The organism is Pantoea deleyi (assembly GCF_022647325.1).
GTDB lineage: Bacteria > Pseudomonadota > Gammaproteobacteria > Enterobacterales > Enterobacteriaceae > Pantoea > Pantoea deleyi.
The window spans coordinates 2173956-2195261 of record NZ_CP071405.1; the positions used below are offsets into that span (position 1 = coordinate 2173956).

The window sequence follows — 21306 nt, forward strand, 5'->3', positions numbered from 1 at the left end:
GCGTAGCCTGGTTGGGCAGGAAGTCCGCCCCGCGCGGCCAGAATTCTCCTGATCCTGGCCGGTCAGGTGAACACTCTGTGCGGAATGGCCCCTCTCACGTTGCATTAGACCGACTGGTCTACTAACCTCACTGCCATGAATAAGATGCTACAGCGTAATGAAACCCGTGAACACCTGCTGCAGACAGGTGAGCAGCTCTGCCTGCAGCGCGGCTTTACCGGCATGGGCCTGAGCGAATTGCTGACCCAGGCGGCGGTGCCGAAAGGCTCCTTCTACTACTATTTCCGTTCGAAAGAGGCCTTCGGCGTGGCGCTGCTGGAACGCTACTTTGCGCGTTACCTGCAGGATGTGGAGCTTCAGCTTAACCAGACCACCGGCACGCCAGCGGAGCGTCTGCTTAATCACTTCCGTGCCGCCGTTGAGCTGTTTGTCCGGCAGGGGCATATCGTCGGCTGCCTGGGCGTTAAAGTCTCAGCCGAAGTGTGCGATCTCTCTGAGCCGATGCGCGCGGCCCTGCAGCAGGGGGCGGCAAAGATCACGGCCCTTTACGCCCGGACGCTGGTCGACGCAGCGGAGCAGGAGTCCCTTCAGCTTCCGCAGCCTCCGGCGCAGATGGCGGAGCTGCTGTCACTGCTGTGGCTCGGCGCCAGCCTGCAGAGCAAAATTTCCCGCGAGGCGCAGCCACTGCGTCTGGCATTGAGTACCATCGAACAGTGGCTTGAACGCCGCTGATTTTTAAAAAACGAGTTTGTAGACGACTGGTCTACTAATCAGGAGCTATTATGGCGAGTACCCAGCTGTTTCGTCCGCTGAAAGTCGGCGCAATCACCGTCCCGAACCGCGTCTTTATGGCACCGCTGACCCGTCTGCGCAGCATCGAGCCAGGCGACATCCCGACACCGATGATGGCGGAATATTACCGTCAGCGCGCCAGCGCCGGTCTGATCATCACCGAGGCGACGCAGGTCTCCTTCCAGGCGAAAGGCTATGCCGGTGCGCCAGGCCTGCACACCCAGCCGCAGATCGCGGCGTGGAAAGAGATCAACAACGGCGTGCACCAGGCGGGCGGTCACACGGCCGTACAGTTATGGCACACCGGTCGTATCTCCCATAACAGCGTGCAGCCGGATGGCAACGCCCCTGTCGCGCCTTCGGCCCTGCCCGCAGGCACCCGTACCTCTCTGCGTGCCGAAGATGGCAGCGTCTATCGTGAAGAGACCTCTCTACCGCGTGAACTGACGGTGCCGGAAATTCAGCAGATTGTGGCCGATTTTGGTCAGGCGGCGGCTAACGCGCGTGAAGCAGACTTTGACCTGCTTGAGCTGCACTCGGCGCACGGTTACCTGATCCACCAGTTCCTGGCCCCCGATTCAAACCAGCGTACCGATGAGTATGGCGGCAGCATCGAAAAACGCGGTCGCTTTGCGCTGGAAGTCGTTGATGCGGTGATCGCCAACTGGTCTGCCGATCGCATCGGCATCCGCGTCTCCCCTATCGGCAGTTTCCAGAACCTGGACAACGGCCCGGACGAAGAAGAGGCGGCGCTGTGGTACATCGGTGAGCTGGCGAAACGCAACATTGCCTATCTGCACCTCTCTGAGCCAGACTGGGCGGGCGGCAAGCCTTACACCGACGCTTTCCGTCAGAAAGTGCGCGATCTCTTCCCGGGTGCCATCATCGGGGCCGGTGCCTACACCGTGGAGAAAGCGGATGACCTGATTTCACGCGGTCTGATCGATGCGGTCGCCTTTGGCCGTGATTACATCGCGAACCCGGATCTGGTCGAGCGTCTGCAGCAGGATGCCCCACTCAACCCGCAGCGCCCGGAGAGCTTCTACGGCGGCGGCGCTGAAGGGTATATCGATTACCCGACGCTGTAAGCGGGTCAGGCTGTCGTCCGGGACGATGACGACAGCCATTATTCACCGGCGATTTTCGTCGCTATACTTAGCGCTGGGTCATCCGGCGATGGCGTTTTTATTTCAAAGAGGATGTTATGCGTTTACTTCATACCATGCTGCGCGTTGGCGATCTGCAACGCTCTATCGATTTCTACACTCGTGTGCTGGGCATGCGCGTGCTGCGTCAGAGCGAAAACACCGAATATAAATACACCCTGGCCTTCGTGGGCTACACCGACGAAAGCGAAGGTGCCGTGATCGAACTGACCTACAACTGGGGCGTCGACAAATATGATCTGGGCAATGCCTACGGTCACATTGCCCTGGGCGTGGATGACGCGGCTGCGGCCTGCGAACGCATCCGCAACGATGGCGGCAAGGTCACGCGTGAAGCCGGCCCGGTTAAAGGTGGCTCCACCATTATCGCCTTTGTCGAAGATCCCGATGGTTACAAAATCGAGCTGATCGAAAACAAAGATGCCGGTAAAGGCCTGGGCAACTAAACCTGCCTGTCAGCCTGCCCGACCGGGCGGGCTGAATCCCCTTCTCTGCGCTTCATCTGCTGCACCCGGCCCCGTTTTTTGCCATAATGCGCGCTGCCCTTTTTCTGCAGCGAGATCCTGATGTCTGAATCGAATTCCCCTAATGCACTCAATCAACGCTTCCGTGGCTTCTACCCGGTGGTGATCGACGTCGAAACCGCAGGTTTCAATGCGCAGACCGATGCGTTACTGGAAATTGCCGCTATCACGCTGAAAATGGATGAAGAGGGCTGGATTGGGATTGATCAGACGCTGCACTTTAACGTCGAACCCTTTGCCGGATCGCTACTGCATCCGGAAGCCCTGGCCTTTACCGGCATCGATCCCAGCAATCCCCTGCGGGGCGCGGTCAGCGAGTATGAGGCGCTGCACGCTATCTTCAAGATGGTACGTAAAGGGATCAAGGAGAGCGGCTGCAACCGCGCCATTATGGTGGCGCACAACGCCACATTCGACCTGAACTTTATGTCTGCCGCGGCGGAACGGGCCAGCCTGAAACGCAATCCGTTTCATCCGTTCGCCACCTTTGACACCGCCGCCCTGAGCGGACTGGTGCTGGGTCAGACCGTGCTGGCGAAAGCCTGTATTGCGGCGGGAATGGCGTTTGACAGTACGCAGGCGCACTCTGCGCTCTACGACACGCAGCAGACGGCGACCCTGTTCTGCGAGCTGGTTAACCGCTGGAAACGCCTGGGCGGCTGGCCACTGCCCTTTGCCGGTGAGGCTGCTGAAGCCGGGGAAACGGCGTAAGCCTGCACAACGAAAAAGGCCGACGTGATGTCGGCCTTTTTTTATTCTGCTTCTTTAAATTTTTCTGCGGTCTCTTTAATCAGCGACTGCAGTTCGCCGCGCTGCAGCATCTCAACGATGATGTCGCAACCGCCGACCAGTTCGCCATCCACCCACAGCTGCGGGAAGGTAGGCCAGTTAGCGTATTTCGGCAGCTCGGCACGAATATCCGGGTTCTGCAGAATATCCACGTAAGCAAACCGCTCACCACAGGCTGACAGCGCCTGCACCGCCTGCGCAGAGAAACCGCAGCTAGGCAGTTTCGGGGAACCTTTCATGTACAGCAGGATCGGATTTTCTGCGATCTGGCGCTGAATTTTTTCTACAGTACTCATAATTGCCTTCCTTAATTCGCGACTTCGTGTTTGTTTATTGTAGCGACTTCGCAGCTGGACTGAAAACGAGATTTTGCCTGCTGCCCGCCTGAATAGCCATCCTGGTTAAGTTAAGCCGCAATGCGTCACGTTTCCTGATGATTAACAGTGGGTAACAGATTAATAATTCGTAATAAATTTGCTGATATAAGATGCTGAAAATGTTCATTTTCAACACAATTTCAGCGGTTACAAAGATTAATAATAAAAGACCTTACAGTTTTCAAAAGAACTGGACTAGAATGGCCTGGGCGCTGATCCTCGATCAGATTAATCTCAACTTTGTCACGGTGCGTAGTGGCCATGACAACTTAACTCATTAACGGACTATGCGTTTAATCATTACGCTTTTCATGCTGGCTTTTGCGCAACTGTTTTTCAACACCGCCGCTGCGTCGCCTCACGCGCCGGTGAACGTGAGTGCGCATAAAGCAGAGAAAAAGAGTGCGCGCGACGATGAGCGTCGCAAGCGTCGCCCCGTCAAAACGGTCTCCAAAAAACCGCGTGTCACGCCTGTTCAGAAACTTAAAACGAAAAAACAGAAAAAAGCTGAACTCACCGCGACCCAGACACCTGCTAAGAAGACCTCGCTTAAAACCGCCCGCATCAGCAAGAATCACGACAAGAAACGTTATGGTCATCAGCGTACGCTGAAAACCGCCGACGCCGACACCCGCGAAACCGGCACCATTAAAATGAGCAAATCTCACCGCCAGCGTTACCAGAAGGCGCGTGAAACGGCGATGACCAAACTGATGGGCCAGCTGGGTAAACCCTACCAGTGGGGGGGAACCTCGCCACACACCGGTTTCGACTGCAGCGGCCTGGTCTGGTACGCCTATAAGGATCTGGTGAAATTCAAAATCCCGCGTACCGCCAACGAGATGTATCACCTGCGTGACGCCGCGCCAATCAAGCGTGAGTCGCTGGAGAAAGGCGATCTGGTCTTCTTCCGCATCAATGGCCGCGGCACCGCCGACCATGTCGGCGTCTACCTGGGCGATGGCAAGTTTATTCAGTCGCCACGCACCGGTAAAGATATCCAGATCAGCGCGTTAGGGGAAGATTACTGGCAGCGCCACTACATCGGCGCCCGCCGGGTGATGACGCCAAAAACCATCCGCTGAGCCACACGACAGAAAGAAAAAAGCCGGGACAATCCCGGCTTTTTTTTATCAGTGCAGAATGGCAGTAAAACTAAAGGCCACAATCATCAGCAGACAGCCGACGGCGGTCATTAAGGCCAGTTTGAGGTCAGTACTCACAGCTTGTTCCTTAGTCACACAGTTTACAGGGTTATTCCATTTTCCCACACGACCCGGTAAAAATCTCGTTTTATCCGCCCAGCCTTGTTAGAATCCCGCCTTTGTTGCGCAACGCGCGCAACTCTGATTCCGTTTGCGCATCTTTTCAGGCGGTTTTTCCTCCGCCTGCGGTCAGATTACCGGCCAGGAACGCTGCATTTTTGCGGAAAAAACCCTGAGCAGACGCAAACGTTTAACACTACGCTTATCAGAGAGTTAGATAAGCACCGGAGTCCGATTTTCATGGCAACAATTAAAGATGTGGCAAAACGCGCTGGCGTCTCCACGACCACCGTTTCGCACGTCATCAATAAAACCCGCTTTGTGGCTGAAGAGACGCGCGAAGCGGTCTGGCAGGCGATCAAGGAACTGCACTACTCACCCAGCGCCGTGGCACGCAGCCTGAAAGTGAACCACACGCGCACGCTGGGGCTGCTGGCCACCTCAAGCGAAGCCCCCTACTTTGCTGAAATCATCGAAGCCGTCGAGAATCACTGCTTCGATAAGGGCTACACGCTGATTCTGGGCAATGCGCACAACGATCTGCAAAAGCAGCGTGCCTATCTCAGCATGATGGCGCAGAAGCGCGTGGATGGCCTGCTGGTGATGTGCTCCGAATACCCGGACGATCTGCTGCAGATGCTGGAAGAGAACCGCAACATCCCGATGGTAGTGATGGACTGGGGCGAATCCCGCGCCGACTTCACCGACACGGTGCTGGATAACGCCTTCCAGGGTGGCTATCTGGCCGGCCGCTATCTGATCGAACGCGGACACCGTGATATTGGCGCGATCCCCGGCCAGATGGAGCGCAATACCGGCGGCGGCCGCCATGCCGGTTTCCTGAAGGCGCTGGAAGAGGCGAACATTCAGCCGCGCGCGGAATGGATCGTGCAGGGTGACTTCGAGCCGGAGTCAGGCTATCAGGCGATGCAGCAGATCCTGTCGCAGAAGCAGCGCCCCACGGCGGTGTTCTGTGGCGGTGACATCATGGCGATGGGGGCGATTTGCGCCGCCGACGAGATGGGGTTGCGCGTGCCTCAGGATATTTCGGTGATCGGGTATGATAACGTGCGCAACGCCCGCTATTTCGCGCCAGCCCTGACCACGGTTCATCAGCCCAAGGCCCAGCTGGGTGAGAAGGCGCTGGATATGCTGCTGGACCGCATCACCAGCAAACGTGAAGTGTCGCAGACCATCGAGGTTCACCCGACGCTGATCGAACGCCGCTCCGTGGCCGATGGTCCGTTCCGCGACTACCGTCGTTAATCTTCGCTTAACCACTCCTGATTAAGCGTCTGCGCATCGCCCAGATAGCTGAGCAACCAGCCTGTCGCCGGTGATGCGCGATCTTCTGCCCAGCTGACGCAGCAGGGACTGTCCGGAAAGGGAACCGGCAGCGTCAGTTCGGCCAGTTCGCCGCTGTCGAGCAGCGGCCTGGCCAGATGGCCCGGCACCATCGCCACACACAAGCCCGCCTGCACACACTCCAGCCCGGTCTGCCACTCCGGCACCACCAGCCTGCGCTGATTATCCAGCGTCCACGTCATGCGGCGCGGCAGCGCCCGCGAGGTATCTTCCAGCACCAGCGACGGCCAGCTGCGCAGCGTATCGTCATCGATCTGGCTCGCCTGCGTCAGCGGATGATCGGGCGCGACCACGCAGCGCCAGTTGAGCGTGCCCATATCGCGGAAGGCAAAACGCCCCCCTACCGGTATCGCCTGGGTCGCGCCAATCGCGATCTCCACCCGCCCGTCGGCCAGCGCATCCCAGACGCCATTGAACACCTCATAACTGATGCTCAGCTCCATATCCGGAAAGTGACGATAGAAATCTTTGACCAGCTGGCGGGTGCGCTGAGGCTTGGCGATGCGGTCAACGGCGATGCTCAGCTGGCCGCGCCAGCCATTTGCCAGCTGCTGACACTGTCGGCGGGTGGCGAGCATTTTTTTGATGACGCTGCGCCCTTCGCGGACGAAATGTTCCCCTGCCGGGGTCAATACCACTTCCCGATGCTGACGCTCGAACAGCGGCACCGCCAGCCAGGTCTCCAGCTGACGCACAGTATAGCTGATGGCAGAGGGCACCCGATGCAACTCCTGCGCGGCCGCGCTGAAGCTGCCGCCGCGCGCCACGGCGTCAACCACCTCTAATGCATATTCGGACCACATAATCTGCCTTCAAAATTTTTAACAGCAATCGGCAAATATTAGCGTTTCACAGCGGCAAACGCACCTTTTACACTCTGCCGCGTTCATCCTGCAAAAATGAGAATCAGATGTTATCGAATAAAGGATTTATGCCCTATCTTGCCCTGCTGAGTATGCTGGGCTTTCTGGCCACGGATATGTACCTGCCCGCCTTCGGAGCGATGCAGCAGAGCTTTAATACCTCGCCCGGCCTGATCAGCGCCAGTATGAGTCTCTTTCTGGCCGGCTTTGCCTGTGGCCAGCTCTTCTGGGGGCCGCTGTCGGACCGCATTGGCCGCAAGCCGGTGCTGCTGGCCGGTCTGACGCTGTTTGCCGTCGGCTGCGCCGGGATGCTGTGGGTCAGCGATATCGCCCTGATGCTGGCGCTGCGCTTTGTTCAGGCGATTGGCGTCTGTGCCGCTGCCGTGAGCTGGCAGGCGCTGGTGGTGGACCGCTACCCTGCCGCGCGGGCCAGCAAAGTCTTTGCCACTATCATGCCGCTGGTCGCCCTCTCTCCGGCGCTGGCGCCGCTGCTGGGTGCCTGGCTGATCGGCCACTTCCACTGGCGTTCGATTTTCCTGGTGCTGACGCTGATTGCGGTCGCGCTGATCCTCGTAACCCTGCGCCTGCCCGGCGTGCGCAAAGCGGCGGAAGCGAAAGGGTCTCAGCCCGGCTTCTTTACGCTACTGAAATCACGCATCTACAGTGGCAATGTGCTGATCTACTCCGCCTGCTCTGCCAGCTTTTTCGCGTGGCTGACCGGTTCCCCCTTTATCCTGGCGGATCTGGGCCTTTCGCCCGCTGATATCGGCCTGAGCTATGTGCCACAGACGCTCGCCTTTCTGATTGGCGGATTTGGCTGCCGTGCCCTGCTTAACCGCTTCAACGGCGCACAGCTCCTGCCCGCGCTGCTGGGGATTTACAGCCTGAGCATCCTGGCGCTGTTTGCCGTGGCGCTTTCAGGCAGTAGCACTCTGGCCGGTCTGATGGTGCCGTTCTGCGGCATGGCGCTGGCAAACGGTGCGATTTATCCGATTGTGGTCGCCAGTGCCCTGATGCCGTTCCCGCACGCGACCGGGAAAGCGGCCGCGCTGCAGAACACGCTGCAGCTGGGACTCTGCTTCGCCGCCAGCCTGGCGGTGTCGGCCGGATTAACCCAGCCTCTGTTTACCACTACCCTGATCATGACGGTGACGATCCTGCTCGCGCTGTTCGGTTACGTCATGCAGCGTGTCGCAAGCGCACAAACGGTTGTTGCCTCCTCTCAGCCTGCCTGCCAGGATAATCAGTAACGCACTGACTTTTTAGTTAGCCTCCTAACAATAAGTCATTGAACATTGACCCGCGTGAGAATATACTCATCCGGGTCAATTAATATCTGACAAATCAAAAACATAATAACGTAGTAACTTGATTGGCAGCCTGTTGCCGGGACGGTATCTGCACGCGTTATTCTTACCTTTTCCGCCCTGCCACAGGCTATTCCAGTCCTCTGTACCACACAGATAACCGGTGTGCGGAGTCATCCGTTACGTTTCTCAATGCCTGAAATTCATTGGTCAGGCTCAGACTGGACAGGTGGTGGAAAAGCTATGAGTTCATCTTATGCAGAAGCAGTAAGCCCCGAAGAGAATCCCTGGTATCACATCGTTCATGAGCTGCTGGAAAAGGCGGATGTTGACATTAACGGTACACGCTCCTGGGATATTCAGGTCACCCATCCCGGTTTCTATAAGCGTGTCCTGCAGGAGGGGTCACTCGGGCTCGGTGAGAGCTATATGGATGGCTGGTGGACGTGCGATCGGCTGGATATGTTCTTCCATCGCGTACTTAAGCACAGACTGGATCAGCAGCTTCCGCATCACTTCAAAGATACGCTGCGCATTGCCGCCGCGCGCTTAACCAATCTGCAGTCCAGAAAACGGGCCTGGATTGTCGGCAAAGAGCATTACGACCTGGGTAACGATCTCTTCTCCCTGATGCTCGACCCCTATATGCAGTACTCCTGCGGCTACTGGAAAGAGGCCACGACGCTGGCGGCCGCTCAGGAGGCCAAGCTGGATATGATCTGCCGTAAGCTGGCGCTGAAGCCGGGGATGTCGCTGCTGGATATCGGCTGTGGCTGGGGTGGGCTGGCGGAGTTTGCCGCACGGCATTATGGCGTCAGCGTGCAGGGCGTGACCATCTCCGCTGAACAGCAGAAGCTGGCGCAGCAGCGCTGTAGCGGCCTGGACGTCACGATTCTGTTGCAGGATTATCGCGACCTCAACGCGCAGTTTGACCGCATCGTATCGGTGGGGATGTTCGAGCATGTCGGCCCGAAAAACTACGCCACCTACTTCGATGTGGTCGATCGCAACCTGAAACCGGACGGGCTTTTTCTGCTGCACACCATCGGCGCGATCAAAACGGATATGCGCGTCGATCCCTGGATCGACAAATATATCTTCCCCAACGGCTGCCTGCCTTCGGTGCGTCACGTCGCGGAGGCCAGCGAACCCCATTTTGTGCTGGAAGACTGGCACAACTTCGGAGCCGATTACGACAGAACCCTGATGGCCTGGCATGAGCGCTTTTTGCAGGCCTGGCCGGAGCTGGCTGACAGCTACGGCGAACGCTTTAAACGGATGTTCACCTACTACCTCAACGCCTGCGCGGGTGCCTTCCGGGCGCGTGATATTCAGCTGTGGCAGATTGTTTTCAGTCGTGGCGTGGAGGGGGGATTACGGGTCGCGCGCTAGCCTCCGGCTGTCTGCGCGGCGGGCGCTTAACGCCGTAGGGTCAGAAGAGGAAACGGACCCGGCGACGGCTGCACCTCAGGGACGAGGCGCGACATCGCGCGGGCCAGTATCTGATGCAGTGGGCCTGATCGCCTCACGCGCTATCGAGGCGCTGACGCGCCCTCGATCAGCTCTCGTCGGCAGACTGGCCGGTCAGCACTTTCATCGCCGCTTCGGCGTCGCGCTGGGCTAAGACGCGCTCGACGGTCTCAACAATCGCCTGAGTGTGCGGATCGATCTCAATGTTAACCCGCTGACCAAAGGTTTTCGCGCCCAGCGTGGTGCGTTCCAGCGTTTCCGGGATCAGATAAACACAGAATTTGGTTCGGGTAACGTCGCCGACCGTCAGGCTGATGCCATCAATACCGACAAACCCTTTGTGCAGGATATATTTCATCTGCAGCGGATCCTGGATTTTGAACCAGACTTCGCGATTATGTTCTGACTGGATGATCTTGCAGATCTCCGCCGTGGTCATGATATGACCCGACATCAGGTGGCCGCCGATTTCATCGCCGAATTTCGCGGCACGCTCAATGTTAACCACGTCGCCCTGACGCAGATCGCCAAGGTTAGTGACCCGCAGCGTCTCTTTAATCAGATCGAAACTGACAAGGTCGCCGTCGATAGCCGTTACGGTCAGGCAACAGCCGTTATGCGCAACAGATGCGCCCAGCGCCAGCCCCGGCAGGAGTTCTTCCGGCAGGCGGACAGTATGGGTACGAAACAGCTCTTTCTCTTCAATGGACACAATCTCAGCCGTGCCCTGCACAATACCGGTAAACATAGTCTTTGCCTCTGCGAAGTTTGGGCCAGTTTATCACAGCTCAGCGCCGCTGTTAGATTTCAGCCCGTGCGCACCCGCCCTCGCGGGGGTGAAAACGCATCGTGTGACAAAGATTGGCGAATGCGGTTGCGCCAGTTACACTTACTCGCGCAATTCTCCGGGCGTCTCTGCCCTTTTTTAATTCATTCAACTCGTCAGGTGTTAACGTGCAGAAGTATTTAACAGAAGCGCGTCAATTGCTGGCCCTTGCGATTCCTGTCATCCTGGCTCAGGTGGCTCAGACCGCAATGGGATTTGTGGATACCATTATGGCCGGCGCAGTCAGCGCCACGGATATGGCCGCCGTCGCTGTCGGCACCTCTGTCTGGCTCCCGGCCATCCTGTTTGGCCATGGTCTTCTGCTTGCATTGACGCCCACCGTTGCGCAACTCAACGGTTCAGGCCGCCGCGAACGCATCGCTGAACAGATCCGCCAGGGCTACTGGCTCGCCTTTTTCGTCTCCCTGCTGACGATGCTGCTGCTGTGGCACGCCGGGTATCTGATCCGGGCGATGCATGATATCGATCCGCAGCTGGCGCTGAAGGCCGAAGGCTATCTGCATGCCCTGCTGTTCGGTGCGCCGGGCTACCTCTTCTTTCAGGTGCTGCGTAATCAGTGCGAAGGGCTGTCGAAGACCAAGCCCGGCATGGTGCTGGGTTTCCTGGGGCTGATGTTCAACATCCCGCTGAACTATATCTTTATCTATGGCCATTTCGGGATGCCCGCGCTGGGCGGCGTCGGCTGCGGTGTCGCGACCGCCTCGGTCTACTGGGTGATGTTTATCTGTATGCGCTTCTGGATGCGCCGGATGGGCAGTATGCGCGACATCCGCATGGCGAGCCGCTGGTCACCGCCTTCCCGGGTGATCCTGAGCCGCCTGATCGCGCTGGGATTGCCGGTGGCGCTGGCGCTGTTCTTCGAAGTGACGCTGTTTGCGGTCGTCGCCCTGCTGGTTTCGCCGCTGGGTATCGTAAACGTGGCGGGCCACCAGATCGCGCTGAACTTCAGTTCGCTGATGTTCGTTCTGCCGCTGTCGCTGGGTGTCGCGACCACCATCCGCGTCGGCTACCGTCTGGGCCAGGGCTCCACCGAGCAGGCGCGGGTCGCGGCCTGGACCGCGCAGGGCGTGGGGATCAGCATGGCGGCGCTGACGGCCCTGTTTACCGTGACGTTCCGCCATCAGATTGCCCTGCTCTACAACGATAATCCGGAAGTGGTGACGCTGGCCGCCCAGCTGATGCTGCTGGCGGCCATTTATCAGTTCTCTGATTCGATACAGGTGATCGGCAGCGGCATCCTGCGCGGGTATAAAGATACGCGGTCGATCTTCTTTATTACCTTTATCGCCTACTGGCTGCTGGGGCTGCCCGCGGGCTATCTGCTGGCGCTGACCGACTGGGTGGTGCCGCGCATGGGACCGGCGGGCTTCTGGTGCGGCTTTATTATCGGCCTGACCTCGGCTGCGGTGATGATGCTCTGGCGCATCAGACGGTTACAGCAGTCGCCTGCCGAGGTTATCCTGACGCGCGCCGCGCGCTGATGAGAAAAATGCGGGTCATATCTGGCCCGCAATGCCCAAAAAACCGACGGTTAGCACAGTTGCTGCGCAGTCGTAGCGAAAATGCGATTTTCCCCTTGCCAGCCTTACACGCTGCCGTTAATATTCGTCCCCGCTGTCGCCCTGACAGCATGTTGCGCTCTTAGCTCAGTTGGTTAGAGCACCACCTTGACATGGTGGGGGTCGATGGTTCGAGTCCATTAGAGCGCACCAAGTGCGTCCGTAGCTCAGTTGGTTAGAGCACCACCTTGACATGGTGGGGGTCGGTGGTTCGAGTCCACTCGGACGCACCAATATTCAGAATGCGCTCTTAGCTCAGTTGGTTAGAGCACCACCTTGACATGGTGGGGGTCGATGGTTCGAGTCCATTAGAGCGCACCACTTTCAGAAATTCCTCAGCTTGCGCAACTTCCCTTTTATTGATCTGCATCGTTTACCCCCTCTGCTTTTTGATTGGTTTTCGCATACTTAGCGTCTATACTGTCCCGCGTTGCTTACTTGAAAGGTTTCAGCGATCACGTGCTTACTGCGATAACTCAAATGATTTGCGCAACAACAGCGTGGTGGTTACCAACCGTAACCGCACAACTTCCCTGCACGCCTGGCCTTCGTCACCTATTCTTACTCAGTACTGCCCATTTCAGTCTCAATCAGAATTTTCACTTCGATGCGCTGCCATCGGATTCCGCCCTTATTCATCCATCACAACTTACAGATAATCCGTCATGAAAAAGACTAAAATCGTTTGTACAATCGGCCCGAAAACCGAATCCGAAGAGATGCTGACTCAGCTGCTTGAAGCTGGCATGAACGTTATGCGTCTTAACTTCTCTCACGGTGACTATGCTGAGCATGGCCAGCGCATTTCCAACATGCGTGCCGTGATGCAGAAAACCGGCCGTCAGGCCGCGATCCTGCTGGATACCAAAGGCCCTGAAATCCGCACCATGAAACTGGAAGGCGGCAACGATGCGTCCCTGAAAGCGGGTCAGACCTTTACCTTTACCACCGACCAGAGCGTTATCGGCAACAGCGAGCGCGTGGCCGTCACCTACCCTGGCTTCACCGCTGACCTGAAAATCGGTAACACCGTTCTGGTCGACGATGGCCTGATCGGCATGGAAGTGACCGAAGTCACCGAAAACACCGTGGTCTGTAAAGTCCTGAACAATGGCGATCTGGGCGAGAACAAAGGCGTTAACCTGCCAGGCGTCTCTATCCAGCTGCCTGCGCTGGCGGAAAAAGATAAGCGCGACCTGATTTTTGGTTGCGAGCAGGGCGTGGACTTCGTCGCCGCCTCCTTTATCCGTAAGCGTTCAGACGTGCTGGAAATCCGCGAACACCTGAAACAGCACGGTGGCGAGCACATCCAGATCATCTCGAAAATCGAAAACCAGGAAGGCCTGAACAACTTCGACGAAATCCTCGAAGCCTCAGACGGCATCATGGTTGCGCGTGGCGACCTGGGTGTTGAGATCCCGGTTGAAGAAGTGATCTTCGCGCAGAAGATGATGATTAAAAAATGTAATAAAGCCCGCAAAGTGGTCATCACCGCGACCCAGATGCTGGACTCGATGATCAAAAACCCGCGCCCTACCCGTGCAGAAGCCGGTGACGTGGCCAACGCCATCCTCGACGGAACGGATGCGGTTATGCTGTCGGGTGAGAGCGCCAAAGGCCGTTATCCGCTGGAGTCGGTCACTATCATGGCGACCATCTGTGAGCGTACCGACCGCGTAATGAAGTCCCGCATCGACAGCGAGAACGATACCCGCAAGCTGCGTATCACCGAAGCCGTCTGCCGTGGCGCCGTGGAAACTGCGGAGAAACTGGAAGCGCCCCTGATTGTGGTGGCAACCGAAGGCGGTAAGTCTGCGAAGGCCGTACGCAAATATTTCCCGAACGCCACTATTCTGGCGCTGACCACTAACCAGACCACGGCGCGTCAGCTGATCCTGAGCAAAGGGATTGAGACCCGCCTGGTGACTGAAATCGCCTCTACCGACGATTTCTATCGTCTGGGTAAAGAAGCGGCGCTGGAAAGCGGCTACGGCCAGAAAGGCGATGTCGTGGTACTGGTTTCAGGTGCATTAGTACCAAGCGGAACTACCAACACCGCTTCCGTACACGTCCTGTAAATCCGGTCTGAACGTTTATTTTAAAGCGCCTTAAACGGGCGCTTTTTTTATTTCTGCTTAAACCAAATGCCAGAAAATTCCAATAGAAAATAACTATTCAAATACTCTTAATATTAAGGTTAATCCGATTAAATCTCTCTGTTTTCGCTAAATTTTTTTATCATGTTCTGTGATTCGCTGCTTCTTTGAGCGAACGATCAAATTTAAGCATGTTCTCATCAAAAATTTATTCTCAACTTAAAAAGCTTTGTGTAATACTTGTAACGCTACATGGAGATTAACTCAATCTAGAGGGTATAAATAATGAATCGTACTAAACTGGTACTGGGCGCGGTAGTTCTGGCTTCAACTATGCTGGCTGGTTGCTCAAGCAACGCTAAAATCGATCAGCTGTCTTCAGACGTTCAGACTCTGAACGCGAAAGTTGACCAGCTGAGCAACGACGTGAACGCAGTGCGTTCAGACGTTCAGGCTGCTAAAGACGACGCAGCTCGCGCTAACCAGCGTCTGGACAACCAGGCTCACTCTTACCGTAAGTAAGAGTTCTGGTTTAAAAATGGCGCCTTTATGGCGCCATTTTTTTTGCCCTGAATTTGTGCCCTTGCGGGCACACCGCCGCTTACGGCTGAACCGTATTCGCCCCGGCCCCGGCAACCGGCCTCTCCGCGTCGTCAGCGGCCTTCTGCAGGCCCGCAGGCGGCACCGTATCACTCTCTACCGGCTCACCGCTGCTGACCAGCACCGGCATTCCTGAGCGTCGTGCGAGACTGGCTTTAATCAGCGCGCTGTCACTTTTCCCGCTTTTCATAAACCGCTTCATGTCCGCGCTGAGCGCCAGAGGCATGGTCTGCGGATCGTCTTTGTCATTGCGTGAGAGTGGCTGGTGCACTTCCACATAGCGTTTGCCATCCGGCTCTACCGCATACTTCACCGGCTGATTGATGATCTGCACCCGCGTTCCTTTCGGCACCGAATTGAACAGCGCCTCGATATCCTCTGAACGCAGGCGGATACAGCCTGAGCTGACGCGCATCCCGATACCAAACTTCGCGTTAGTGCCGTGGATCAGGTACTGCCCGGTGCCGCGGGCCAGCCGCATTGCAAACTGGCCCATCGGGTTATCCGGACCGGCCGGAACGACGCCAGGCAGCGTAATGCCCTCTTTCGCGTAGCGCTTTCGGATATTGGCCGTCGGCGTCCAGGTCGGGTTTGGGATTTTCTGGCTGATCTGCGTCACCATCACGGGCGTGGCCGCGCCCAGCTGACCAATCCCGATAGGATAGACGATGACCTTGTCTTCGCCTTTGGGATAGTAGTAGAGGCGCAGCTCGGCCAGGTTGACCACGATGCCTTCACGCGGGGTATCCGGCAGGATCATCTGGAGCGGGACCGTCAGCTGGGTTCCCGCTCTGGGCAGCCAGGGATCGGTGCCCGGATTGGCCTCCAGCATCCCCAGCAGGCCGACCTGATAGCGTGCGGCAATCGCTTCCAGGGGTTGTTTGTCATCGGGAACCTGAGTCAGGACGTTTTCGCCAATCAGGCGACTGTCAGGTGGCGGCAGCGGATATTCCGTGGCAAAGGCGGGTGCAGAGAGCCCAAAACAGGTCAGCAGCAATGCACCGGCTAAACGTAAAGCAGGTTTCATGCAATGTTCTCGTCAGATAAAAAAACAGACGCCGGATGGCGTCTGTGGAGTGTAACTTAGCTGAGGTTCTGGGCGGTATGGCGAATAGACCGAATCATCGCCTCCAGCCCCTGCGACCGGGTGGGCGTCAGGTGCTGCATCAGCGCCAGTTCGCCAAACCAGTGGCGGACATCCAGCGCCAGAATCTCGGCGGGCGGCAGGTTCTGATAGAGGCTGAAAACGATAGCAATCAGTCCCTTAACGATAGCGGCATCGCTGTCGCCTTCGAAAGCAATAGAGCCATCCGCCTGCGGCGTCATGCGGATCCATACCTGACTCTGACAGCCCGAGATCACGTTCTCCGGCTGGTGTAAGGTTTCAGACGATTCCGGGAGTTTAGAGCCCAGCTCAATGATGTAGAGATACTTCTCTTCCCAGTTAGCGCAACGATTGAAGTTGCGAACCAGTTTCTCTTTGTCAGGCAAATTCGCCATCAGTTACTCCGTTAAAACTGTTCAGCCGCCCAGCAGACGATGAATGCGCGTCAGACCGGCAGCCAGACGATCCACTTCTTCTTCACTGTTATAGAAGGTGAAGGAGGCACGGCACATGGCTGGCACGTTGTAATGCTGCATCAGCGGCATGGCGCAGTGGTGTCCGGTGCGGATGGCAATGCCGTACTGATCCAGGAAACTGCCGACGTCATAGGCGTGATGTTTGCCGAGGTTAAAGGCGATCACGCCAGCACGTGACTGTGGACCGTAGATCTGTATATCCGGCACCGTGCCCAGCTTATCCAGCGCGTAGTTCATCAGCGCAGTTTCACGCTGATGGATCGTATCCAGTCCCAGCGCCTGCACATAAGCCATTGCGGCGCCGAAGCCGATAATACCGCCGGTGTTGGGCGTGCCCGCTTCAAAACGCCATGGCGCGCTGTTCCAGCTGGTGCCGGTTGGCAGCATGACGCGATCGATCATCGAGCCGCCCCCTTCCCACGGTGGCATCGCATCCAGCAGCGCTTTGCGGCCGTAGAGAATACCGACCCCGTTCGGGCCATAGAGCTTGTGGCTGGAGAAGACGTAGAAGTCGCAGCCGATATCCTGCACATCCACCCGGTCATGCATCACCGCCTGCGCGCCATCCACCAGCGTGACCACGCCAGCGGCTTTTGCCTGCGCGACGATCGCTTTCACCGGGTTTACGGTGCCGAGCACGTTAGAGACATGCGTCACCGCCAGTAACCGGGTACGGCTGTCGATCAGCCCCGCCAGTTGCTCCAGCGCCAGCTCACCGTTGTTGTTCAGCGGCAGGACGCGCACCTCGGCGCCGTTGCGCGCCGCCAGCATCTGCCACGGCACGATGTTGGCGTGATGCTCCATCTCAGTAATGATCAGGTTATCGCCCGCCTGGAGGTTGCTGCTGCCCCAGGTATTCGCCACCAGATTGATGCCTTCGGTGGTTCCCTTGACGAAAACGATCTCTTCCTGCGACGCGGCATTAATGAAACGGGCAGCCTGATCGCGCACGTTCTCCATGTCGCTGGTCGCCTGCTGGCTCAGCGTGTGGATACCGCGATGCACGGCCGCGTAGCCGTGCTGATAGAAATGACTCTCGGCGTTTATCACGGCGAGGGGACGCTGTGCGCTGGCCGCACTGTCAAGATAGGCCAGCGGATGACCGTTGACCTCACGCTTCAGGATAGGAAAATCAGCCCTGATGCGTTCGAGATCGAAGTTCATCATACGTCGCCTCCGGGAAAACGTTGCGCGATACGCTGCAGCACGGCCTGACGGATCACCTCATCTTCCAGGGTTTCGGTCAGTTCCGCGGCAAACGCGTGGATAATCATGGTCTGCGCCGCATCCTGCTCAATCCCGCGTGAACGCAGGTAGAACATCTGCTCGTCGTCGATCCGACCAATGGTGGCACCGTGGCTGCACTTCACGTCATCCGCATAGATTTCCAGCTGCGGTTTGGTGTCCACTTCAGAGAGCTTGCCCAGCAACAGGTTGTTGTTGGTCATCTGTCCGTCGGTCTTCAGCGCATGCTGTGCCACTTTGATATGGCCGTTGAACACCGCACGCCCTTTGTCGCGCACGATGGTTTTATGCATCTGACGGCTGACACAGTGGCCTTTGTTGTGCTCCAGGTAGGTGCGGGTATCCGCCACTTCCTGTTTCACCGGCAGCACCAGGCTGTTGATAGCCAGCGTGCTGTTTTCGCCGTTCAGCTGCGTGCTGCTGTTGTGACGCGACAGTCCGGCACCCAGCAGGAAGCTGGTGCTGCTGACCTGGCCGTCGTTGCCCATCACCAGATCGTTGTGCGCGAAGTGATAGCTCGCGCTGCCTTCGAACGCCAGTTTGGTGTGCGTCAGCTTCGCATTGTCGCCCACGGCAAAGGTGAAGCGAGCGCCGGTGAAGTGCGCGTGCTCACCCAGCGACACATAGTGCTCGATCACTTCCGCTTCCGCACTCTCTTCGAGCTGCAGATGATGGCGATAGTGCACCGTGTTCATGCTGTCCGGCCTGCCGCTGGTGATGTGCAGCAGATAGAGCGGACGCGCGGCGGATTTACCGCGCGCCAGGCGCAGGGTCGTAACCTCTTCCGCCAGGCTTTCGGTCAGATGCAGGAAGACCTCAGGCTGAACCGCAGCAGGCAGCGGATGACGCGCCGCTGCCGCACTGTGCTGGATCTCAAACAGTTCGCTGTCGCGACTGCTGAAATCAGGCTGGAACTGGCCATCCACAAACACCAGACGGATCGCGTCCAGCGGCAGCGCCAGCGCGTCAACCTGCTCTGCGCTCAGAGTCTGAGGCGCATCGGGCAGCACAAACTGCTGCGCCAGCAGCGTGTCCAGCGGCGTGTATTTCCAGTTTTCATGCTTGCGGGTCGGCAGACCCACACGCATCAGTTGCTGCCAGTGCTGCTGAGCCTGCAGAGAGCGTCTGTCGCCGCGTGACTCGAACAGGTGATGCCACTGTTGCAGCGCAGAATCACTCTTCGTCGGTAAGCCAGCCATAACCTTGCTCCTCCAGCTGTTTCACCAGCGAGAAGTCGCCAGATTTCACGATTTTGCCCTGATACAGAACATGAACGAAGTCTGGCTTGATGTAGTCCAGAATACGCTGGTAGTGGGTCACGATGATAAAGGCACGCTTCTCGTCACGCAGGCTGTTGACGCCGTTGGCAACGATTTTCAGCGCATCGATATCCAGACCGGAGTCGGTTTCATCCAGGATGCAGAGATCCGGCTCCAGCGCCGCCATCTGCAGGATGTCGTTACGCTTCTTCTCACCGCCGGAGAAGCCGACGTTGACGGAGCGGGTCAGCAGATCTTCCGGCATCTTCAGCAGCTGAATTTTCTCTTCGATGAAGTCCTGGAAGTCGAAGCGGTCCAGCTCATCCTGCTGACGATATTTACGTACCGCGTTGACGGAGGTCTGCAGGAAGAACTGATTGCTGACGCCCGGAATTTCGACCGGATACTGGAAGGCCATAAAGACCCCTTCACCGGCACGCTCTTCAGGTGCCAGCTCCAGCAGATCCTTGCCCTTGAACGTCACGGAGCCGCCGGTGATTTCATAATCCTCACGGCCGGCCAGCGTCGCGGACAGCGTACTCTTACCTGAACCGTTCGGCCCCATGATGGCATGGACTTCGCCCGGTTTAATTTCGAGATTCAGGCCACGCAGAATGGCTTTATCTTCAACACTGACCTGTAAATCTTTAATGCTTAACATACTTATTCCTTCACATTGCTTCCGGCAAGGCGTGTGACGGCATCAGCCCACACTGTGCTCAAGGCTGATAGCTAACAATTTCTGGGCTTCCACGGCAAATTCCAGTGGCAGTTCCGAGAAGACGTCTTTACAGAAGCCGTTCACGATCATCGAGATCGCATCTTCTTCACTGATACCGCGTTGCAGACAGTAGAACATCTGATCTTCGCCGATACGGGATGTCGTGGCTTCGTGCTCAAGCTGGGCGGTATTGTTGCGGGTCTCCACATACGGGAAGGTATGCGCGCCGCAATCGGGACCGATCAGCATCGAGTCACACTGCGTAAAGTTACGGGCGTTGGTGGCGCTCGGCATGATTTTCACCAGACCACGGTAGGTGTTCTGGCTTTTACCGGCTGAGATCCCTTTAGAGATGATGGTCGAACGGGTGTTTTTCCCGATGTGGATCATCTTGGTGCCGGTATCGGCCTGCTGACGACCGCTGGTCAGCGCCACGGAGTAGAATTCGCCGACCGAGTGGTCCCCGCGCAGAATACAGCTCGGGTATTTCCAGGTGATGGCGGAGCCTGTTTCAGACTGCGTCCAGGACATCTTGCTGTGGTCACCTTCACACAGCGCGCGCTTGGTCACGAAGTTAAGGATACCGCCCTCGCCTTCGCCGCCCGGGAACCAGTTCTGAACGGTGGAATATTTTACTTCCGCATTTTTGTGGATGATCACTTCCACCACGGCGGCATGCAGCTGATAGGAGTCACGCACCGGGGCTGAACAGCCTTCGATGTAGCTGACGTAGCTGTCTTCGTCGGCGATCAGGATGGTGCGCTCGAACTGACCGGTTTTCGCCGCGTTGATGCGGAAATAGGTGGACAGCTCCATCGGGCAACGCACCCCTTTCGGGATGTAGACGAAGGTGCCATCAGAGGCCACCGCCGAGTTCAGCGCCGCGAAGAAGTTATCGTTGGCCGGGACGACCGTACCGAGATACTGCTTCACCAGCTCCGGATGCTCCTGAATCGCTTCGCCGAATGAGCAGAAGATGATCCCCTGCTCCGCCAGCTTGCCGCGATAGGTGGTAGCGACCGAAACGGAGTCGAAAATGGCGTCAACCGCCACTTCACGCCCTTCACGCACCGGGACCCCCAGCTGGTTAAAGGCGTTTTCCACTTCCTGCGTCAGGTAGTCGCTGGCTGGCGCACTGCCGGAAGCCTGCGTGACACCCGGCTCAGAGGCGCAGGTATCATCACAGTTGCCGCAGGAAGGCGCGGAGTAGTAACTGTAATCCTGGTAGTCGAGTTTTTCGTAGTGCGCTTTCAGCCAGTGTGGCTCTTCCATTTCCAGCCAGGCATGAAACGCCTTAAGACGAAACTCCAGCATCCACTCTGGCTCGTTACGCTTGGCCGAGATCGCCCGCACCACATCTTCATTGATGCCGTTGGCAAATTCTTCGGTTTGCAGTTGGGTAAAGAAGCCCTCTTTGTAGTTGAGCTTGCCTTCCCAGATTTGTACATCGTCAGATGCTTCGCTGTGTCGTGACATATTT

Annotated in this window: 21 protein-coding genes and 3 tRNA genes; 14 read left to right on the forward strand and 10 right to left on the reverse strand. The window is 57.4% G+C overall.

From position 1 onward, the window contains the following. Nucleotides 1–135 precede the first annotated feature (135 nt). The 4 genes from J1C59_RS10205 to rnt all read left to right on the forward strand — a co-directional run bounded on the left by J1C59_RS10205 (nt 136) and on the right by rnt (nt 3193). The gene (locus tag J1C59_RS10205; RefSeq protein ID WP_128086195.1) at nt 136–732 is read left to right on the forward strand and encodes a TetR/AcrR family transcriptional regulator; all 597 of its coding nucleotides are present in this window, start codon (nt 136–138) and stop codon (nt 730–732) included. 50 nt (nt 733–782) lie between these two features. Further along, complete coding sequence (gene nemA, locus J1C59_RS10210) at nt 783–1880, forward strand: alkene reductase (RefSeq protein WP_128086196.1); 1098 nt, start codon at nt 783–785, stop codon at nt 1878–1880. A 116-nt stretch (nt 1881–1996) separates the two neighbouring features. Next, nucleotides 1997–2404, forward strand: coding sequence for a lactoylglutathione lyase (gene gloA / locus J1C59_RS10215; protein ID WP_128086197.1), 408 nt, complete (start codon nt 1997–1999; stop codon nt 2402–2404). A 120-nt stretch (nt 2405–2524) separates the two neighbouring features. Continuing rightward, nucleotides 2525–3193, forward strand: a complete 669-nt coding sequence (gene rnt, locus J1C59_RS10220) for a ribonuclease T (RefSeq protein WP_128086198.1) — start codon at nt 2525–2527, stop codon at nt 3191–3193. Between the two features lie 41 nt (nt 3194–3234). Here the strand turns inward: rnt and J1C59_RS10225 are convergent, their stop codons facing one another. After that, on the reverse strand, nt 3235–3570 hold the full coding sequence (locus J1C59_RS10225) for a Grx4 family monothiol glutaredoxin (protein WP_179291196.1): 336 nt from the start codon (nt 3568–3570) through the stop codon (nt 3235–3237). A 365-nt stretch (nt 3571–3935) separates the two neighbouring features. Between J1C59_RS10225 and J1C59_RS10230 the strand changes: the two genes are divergently transcribed. After that, nucleotides 3936–4733 (forward strand): C40 family peptidase, encoded by a 798-nt coding sequence (locus J1C59_RS10230; RefSeq protein WP_128086199.1) that lies wholly within the window; start codon nt 3936–3938, stop codon nt 4731–4733. Between the two features lie 48 nt (nt 4734–4781). On the opposite strand, the gene cydH is transcribed toward J1C59_RS10230, so the two are convergent. Further along, nucleotides 4782–4871, reverse strand: coding sequence for a cytochrome bd-I oxidase subunit CydH (gene cydH / locus J1C59_RS10235; protein ID WP_128086200.1), 90 nt, complete (start codon nt 4869–4871; stop codon nt 4782–4784). Nucleotides 4872–5153: 282 nt separating this feature from the next. On the opposite strand from cydH, the gene purR reads away from it, so the two are divergent. Next, entirely contained in the window at nt 5154–6179 is a 1026-nt protein-coding gene (purR, locus tag J1C59_RS10240) for an HTH-type transcriptional repressor PurR (protein ID WP_128086201.1), read from the forward strand. Here purR and punR read toward each other — a convergent pair. Beyond that, nucleotides 6176–7081, reverse strand: a complete 906-nt coding sequence (gene punR, locus J1C59_RS10245) for a DNA-binding transcriptional activator PunR (RefSeq protein WP_140917058.1) — start codon at nt 7079–7081, stop codon at nt 6176–6178. The two genes, purR and punR, sit on opposite strands and share 4 nt — an antisense overlap. 107 nt (nt 7082–7188) lie before the next feature. On the opposite strand from punR, the gene punC reads away from it, so the two are divergent. After that, complete coding sequence (gene punC, locus J1C59_RS10250) at nt 7189–8391, forward strand: purine nucleoside transporter PunC (protein ID WP_128086202.1); 1203 nt, start codon at nt 7189–7191, stop codon at nt 8389–8391. 300 nt (nt 8392–8691) lie between these two features. Beyond that, on the forward strand, nt 8692–9840 hold the full coding sequence (gene cfa / locus J1C59_RS10255; RefSeq protein WP_128086203.1) for a cyclopropane fatty acyl phospholipid synthase: 1149 nt from the start codon (nt 8692–8694) through the stop codon (nt 9838–9840). Nucleotides 9841–10006: 166 nt separating this feature from the next. Here cfa and J1C59_RS10260 read toward each other — a convergent pair whose 3' ends face one another. Further along, nucleotides 10007–10666 carry a riboflavin synthase subunit alpha gene (locus J1C59_RS10260; protein WP_128086204.1) on the reverse strand — a complete coding sequence of 220 codons (660 nt, stop codon included), beginning with the start codon at nt 10664–10666 and terminating at the stop codon, nt 10007–10009. Between the two features lie 206 nt (nt 10667–10872). On the opposite strand from J1C59_RS10260, the gene J1C59_RS10265 reads away from it, so the two are divergent. The 6 genes from J1C59_RS10265 to J1C59_RS10290 all read left to right on the forward strand — a co-directional run bounded on the left by J1C59_RS10265 (nt 10873) and on the right by J1C59_RS10290 (nt 14942). Further along, complete coding sequence (locus J1C59_RS10265) at nt 10873–12246, forward strand: MATE family efflux transporter (protein WP_128086205.1); 1374 nt, start codon at nt 10873–10875, stop codon at nt 12244–12246. Nucleotides 12247–12400: 154 nt separating this feature from the next. Continuing rightward, nucleotides 12401–12477 (forward strand) — tRNA-Val (locus J1C59_RS10270). Nucleotides 12478–12480: 3 nt separating this feature from the next. Continuing rightward, a tRNA-Val gene (locus J1C59_RS10275) sits at nt 12481–12557 on the forward strand. Nucleotides 12558–12568: 11 nt separating this feature from the next. After that, nucleotides 12569–12645 (forward strand) — tRNA-Val (locus J1C59_RS10280). A 344-nt stretch (nt 12646–12989) separates the two neighbouring features. After that, the gene (pykF, locus tag J1C59_RS10285; protein ID WP_128085798.1) at nt 12990–14402 is read left to right on the forward strand and encodes a pyruvate kinase PykF; all 1413 of its coding nucleotides are present in this window, start codon (nt 12990–12992) and stop codon (nt 14400–14402) included. Between the two features lie 303 nt (nt 14403–14705). Next, nucleotides 14706–14942 (forward strand): major outer membrane lipoprotein, encoded by a 237-nt coding sequence (locus J1C59_RS10290; RefSeq protein WP_003853216.1) that lies wholly within the window; start codon nt 14706–14708, stop codon nt 14940–14942. A gap of 79 nt (nt 14943–15021) precedes the next feature. Here J1C59_RS10290 and J1C59_RS10295 read toward each other — a convergent pair whose 3' ends face one another. Genes J1C59_RS10295 through sufB form a run of 6 tightly spaced genes read right to left on the reverse strand, consistent with a single transcriptional unit; the run spans nt 15022 to nt 21302 of the window. Continuing rightward, on the reverse strand, nt 15022–16047 hold the full coding sequence (locus J1C59_RS10295; RefSeq protein ID WP_128085799.1) for a L,D-transpeptidase family protein: 1026 nt from the start codon (nt 16045–16047) through the stop codon (nt 15022–15024). Between the two features lie 56 nt (nt 16048–16103). Continuing rightward, nucleotides 16104–16520 (reverse strand): cysteine desulfuration protein SufE, encoded by a 417-nt coding sequence (sufE, locus tag J1C59_RS10300; RefSeq protein WP_111139075.1) that lies wholly within the window; start codon nt 16518–16520, stop codon nt 16104–16106. A 21-nt stretch (nt 16521–16541) separates the two neighbouring features. Then, nucleotides 16542–17765 carry a cysteine desulfurase SufS gene (gene sufS, locus J1C59_RS10305; protein ID WP_128085809.1) on the reverse strand — a complete coding sequence of 408 codons (1224 nt, stop codon included), beginning with the start codon at nt 17763–17765 and terminating at the stop codon, nt 16542–16544. Then, a complete protein-coding gene (gene sufD / locus J1C59_RS10310; protein ID WP_128085800.1) occupies nt 17765–19045 on the reverse strand; it encodes a Fe-S cluster assembly protein SufD in 1281 nt (426 codons plus the stop codon). Before sufD ends, sufS begins: the two co-directional genes overlap by 1 nt. After that, nucleotides 19020–19766: a Fe-S cluster assembly ATPase SufC gene (sufC, locus tag J1C59_RS10315; RefSeq protein WP_111139077.1), complete on the reverse strand. Its 747-nt coding sequence runs from the start codon at nt 19764–19766 to the stop codon at nt 19020–19022. The genes sufD and sufC overlap by 26 nt, the downstream gene beginning before the upstream one ends. A gap of 42 nt (nt 19767–19808) precedes the next feature. Next, a complete protein-coding gene (gene sufB, locus J1C59_RS10320) occupies nt 19809–21302 on the reverse strand; it encodes a Fe-S cluster assembly protein SufB (RefSeq protein ID WP_111139078.1) in 1494 nt (497 codons plus the stop codon). Between the last annotated feature and the right edge of the window lie 4 nt (nt 21303–21306).

Bases quoted from the DNA above. Each gene is read 5' to 3' on its own strand.
- nemA (WP_128086196.1), top strand. From the start codon at position 783: ATGGCGAGTACCCAGCTGTTTCGTCCGCTGAAAGTCGGCGCAATCACC.
- sufB (WP_111139078.1), bottom strand. From the start codon at position 21,302: ATGTCACGACACAGCGAAGCATCTGACGATGTACAAATCTGGGAAGGC.
- pykF (WP_128085798.1), top strand. From the start codon at position 12,990: ATGAAAAAGACTAAAATCGTTTGTACAATCGGCCCGAAAACCGAATCC.
- J1C59_RS10295 (WP_128085799.1), bottom strand. From the start codon at position 16,047: ATGAAACCTGCTTTACGTTTAGCCGGTGCATTGCTGCTGACCTGTTTT.
- sufS (WP_128085809.1), bottom strand. From the start codon at position 17,765: ATGAACTTCGATCTCGAACGCATCAGGGCTGATTTTCCTATCCTGAAG.
- sufC (WP_111139077.1), bottom strand. From the start codon at position 19,766: ATGTTAAGCATTAAAGATTTACAGGTCAGTGTTGAAGATAAAGCCATT.
- punC (WP_128086202.1), top strand. From the start codon at position 7,189: ATGTTATCGAATAAAGGATTTATGCCCTATCTTGCCCTGCTGAGTATG.
- J1C59_RS10205 (WP_128086195.1), top strand. From the start codon at position 136: ATGAATAAGATGCTACAGCGTAATGAAACCCGTGAACACCTGCTGCAG.
- punR (WP_140917058.1), bottom strand. From the start codon at position 7,081: ATGTGGTCCGAATATGCATTAGAGGTGGTTGACGCCGTGGCGCGCGGC.
- sufD (WP_128085800.1), bottom strand. From the start codon at position 19,045: ATGGCTGGCTTACCGACGAAGAGTGATTCTGCGCTGCAACAGTGGCAT.
- J1C59_RS10230 (WP_128086199.1), top strand. From the start codon at position 3,936: ATGCGTTTAATCATTACGCTTTTCATGCTGGCTTTTGCGCAACTGTTT.
- J1C59_RS10290 (WP_003853216.1), top strand. From the start codon at position 14,706: ATGAATCGTACTAAACTGGTACTGGGCGCGGTAGTTCTGGCTTCAACT.
- J1C59_RS10260 (WP_128086204.1), bottom strand. From the start codon at position 10,666: ATGTTTACCGGTATTGTGCAGGGCACGGCTGAGATTGTGTCCATTGAA.
- rnt (WP_128086198.1), top strand. From the start codon at position 2,525: ATGTCTGAATCGAATTCCCCTAATGCACTCAATCAACGCTTCCGTGGC.
- purR (WP_128086201.1), top strand. From the start codon at position 5,154: ATGGCAACAATTAAAGATGTGGCAAAACGCGCTGGCGTCTCCACGACC.
- sufE (WP_111139075.1), bottom strand. From the start codon at position 16,520: ATGGCGAATTTGCCTGACAAAGAGAAACTGGTTCGCAACTTCAATCGT.
- gloA (WP_128086197.1), top strand. From the start codon at position 1,997: ATGCGTTTACTTCATACCATGCTGCGCGTTGGCGATCTGCAACGCTCT.
- cfa (WP_128086203.1), top strand. From the start codon at position 8,692: ATGAGTTCATCTTATGCAGAAGCAGTAAGCCCCGAAGAGAATCCCTGG.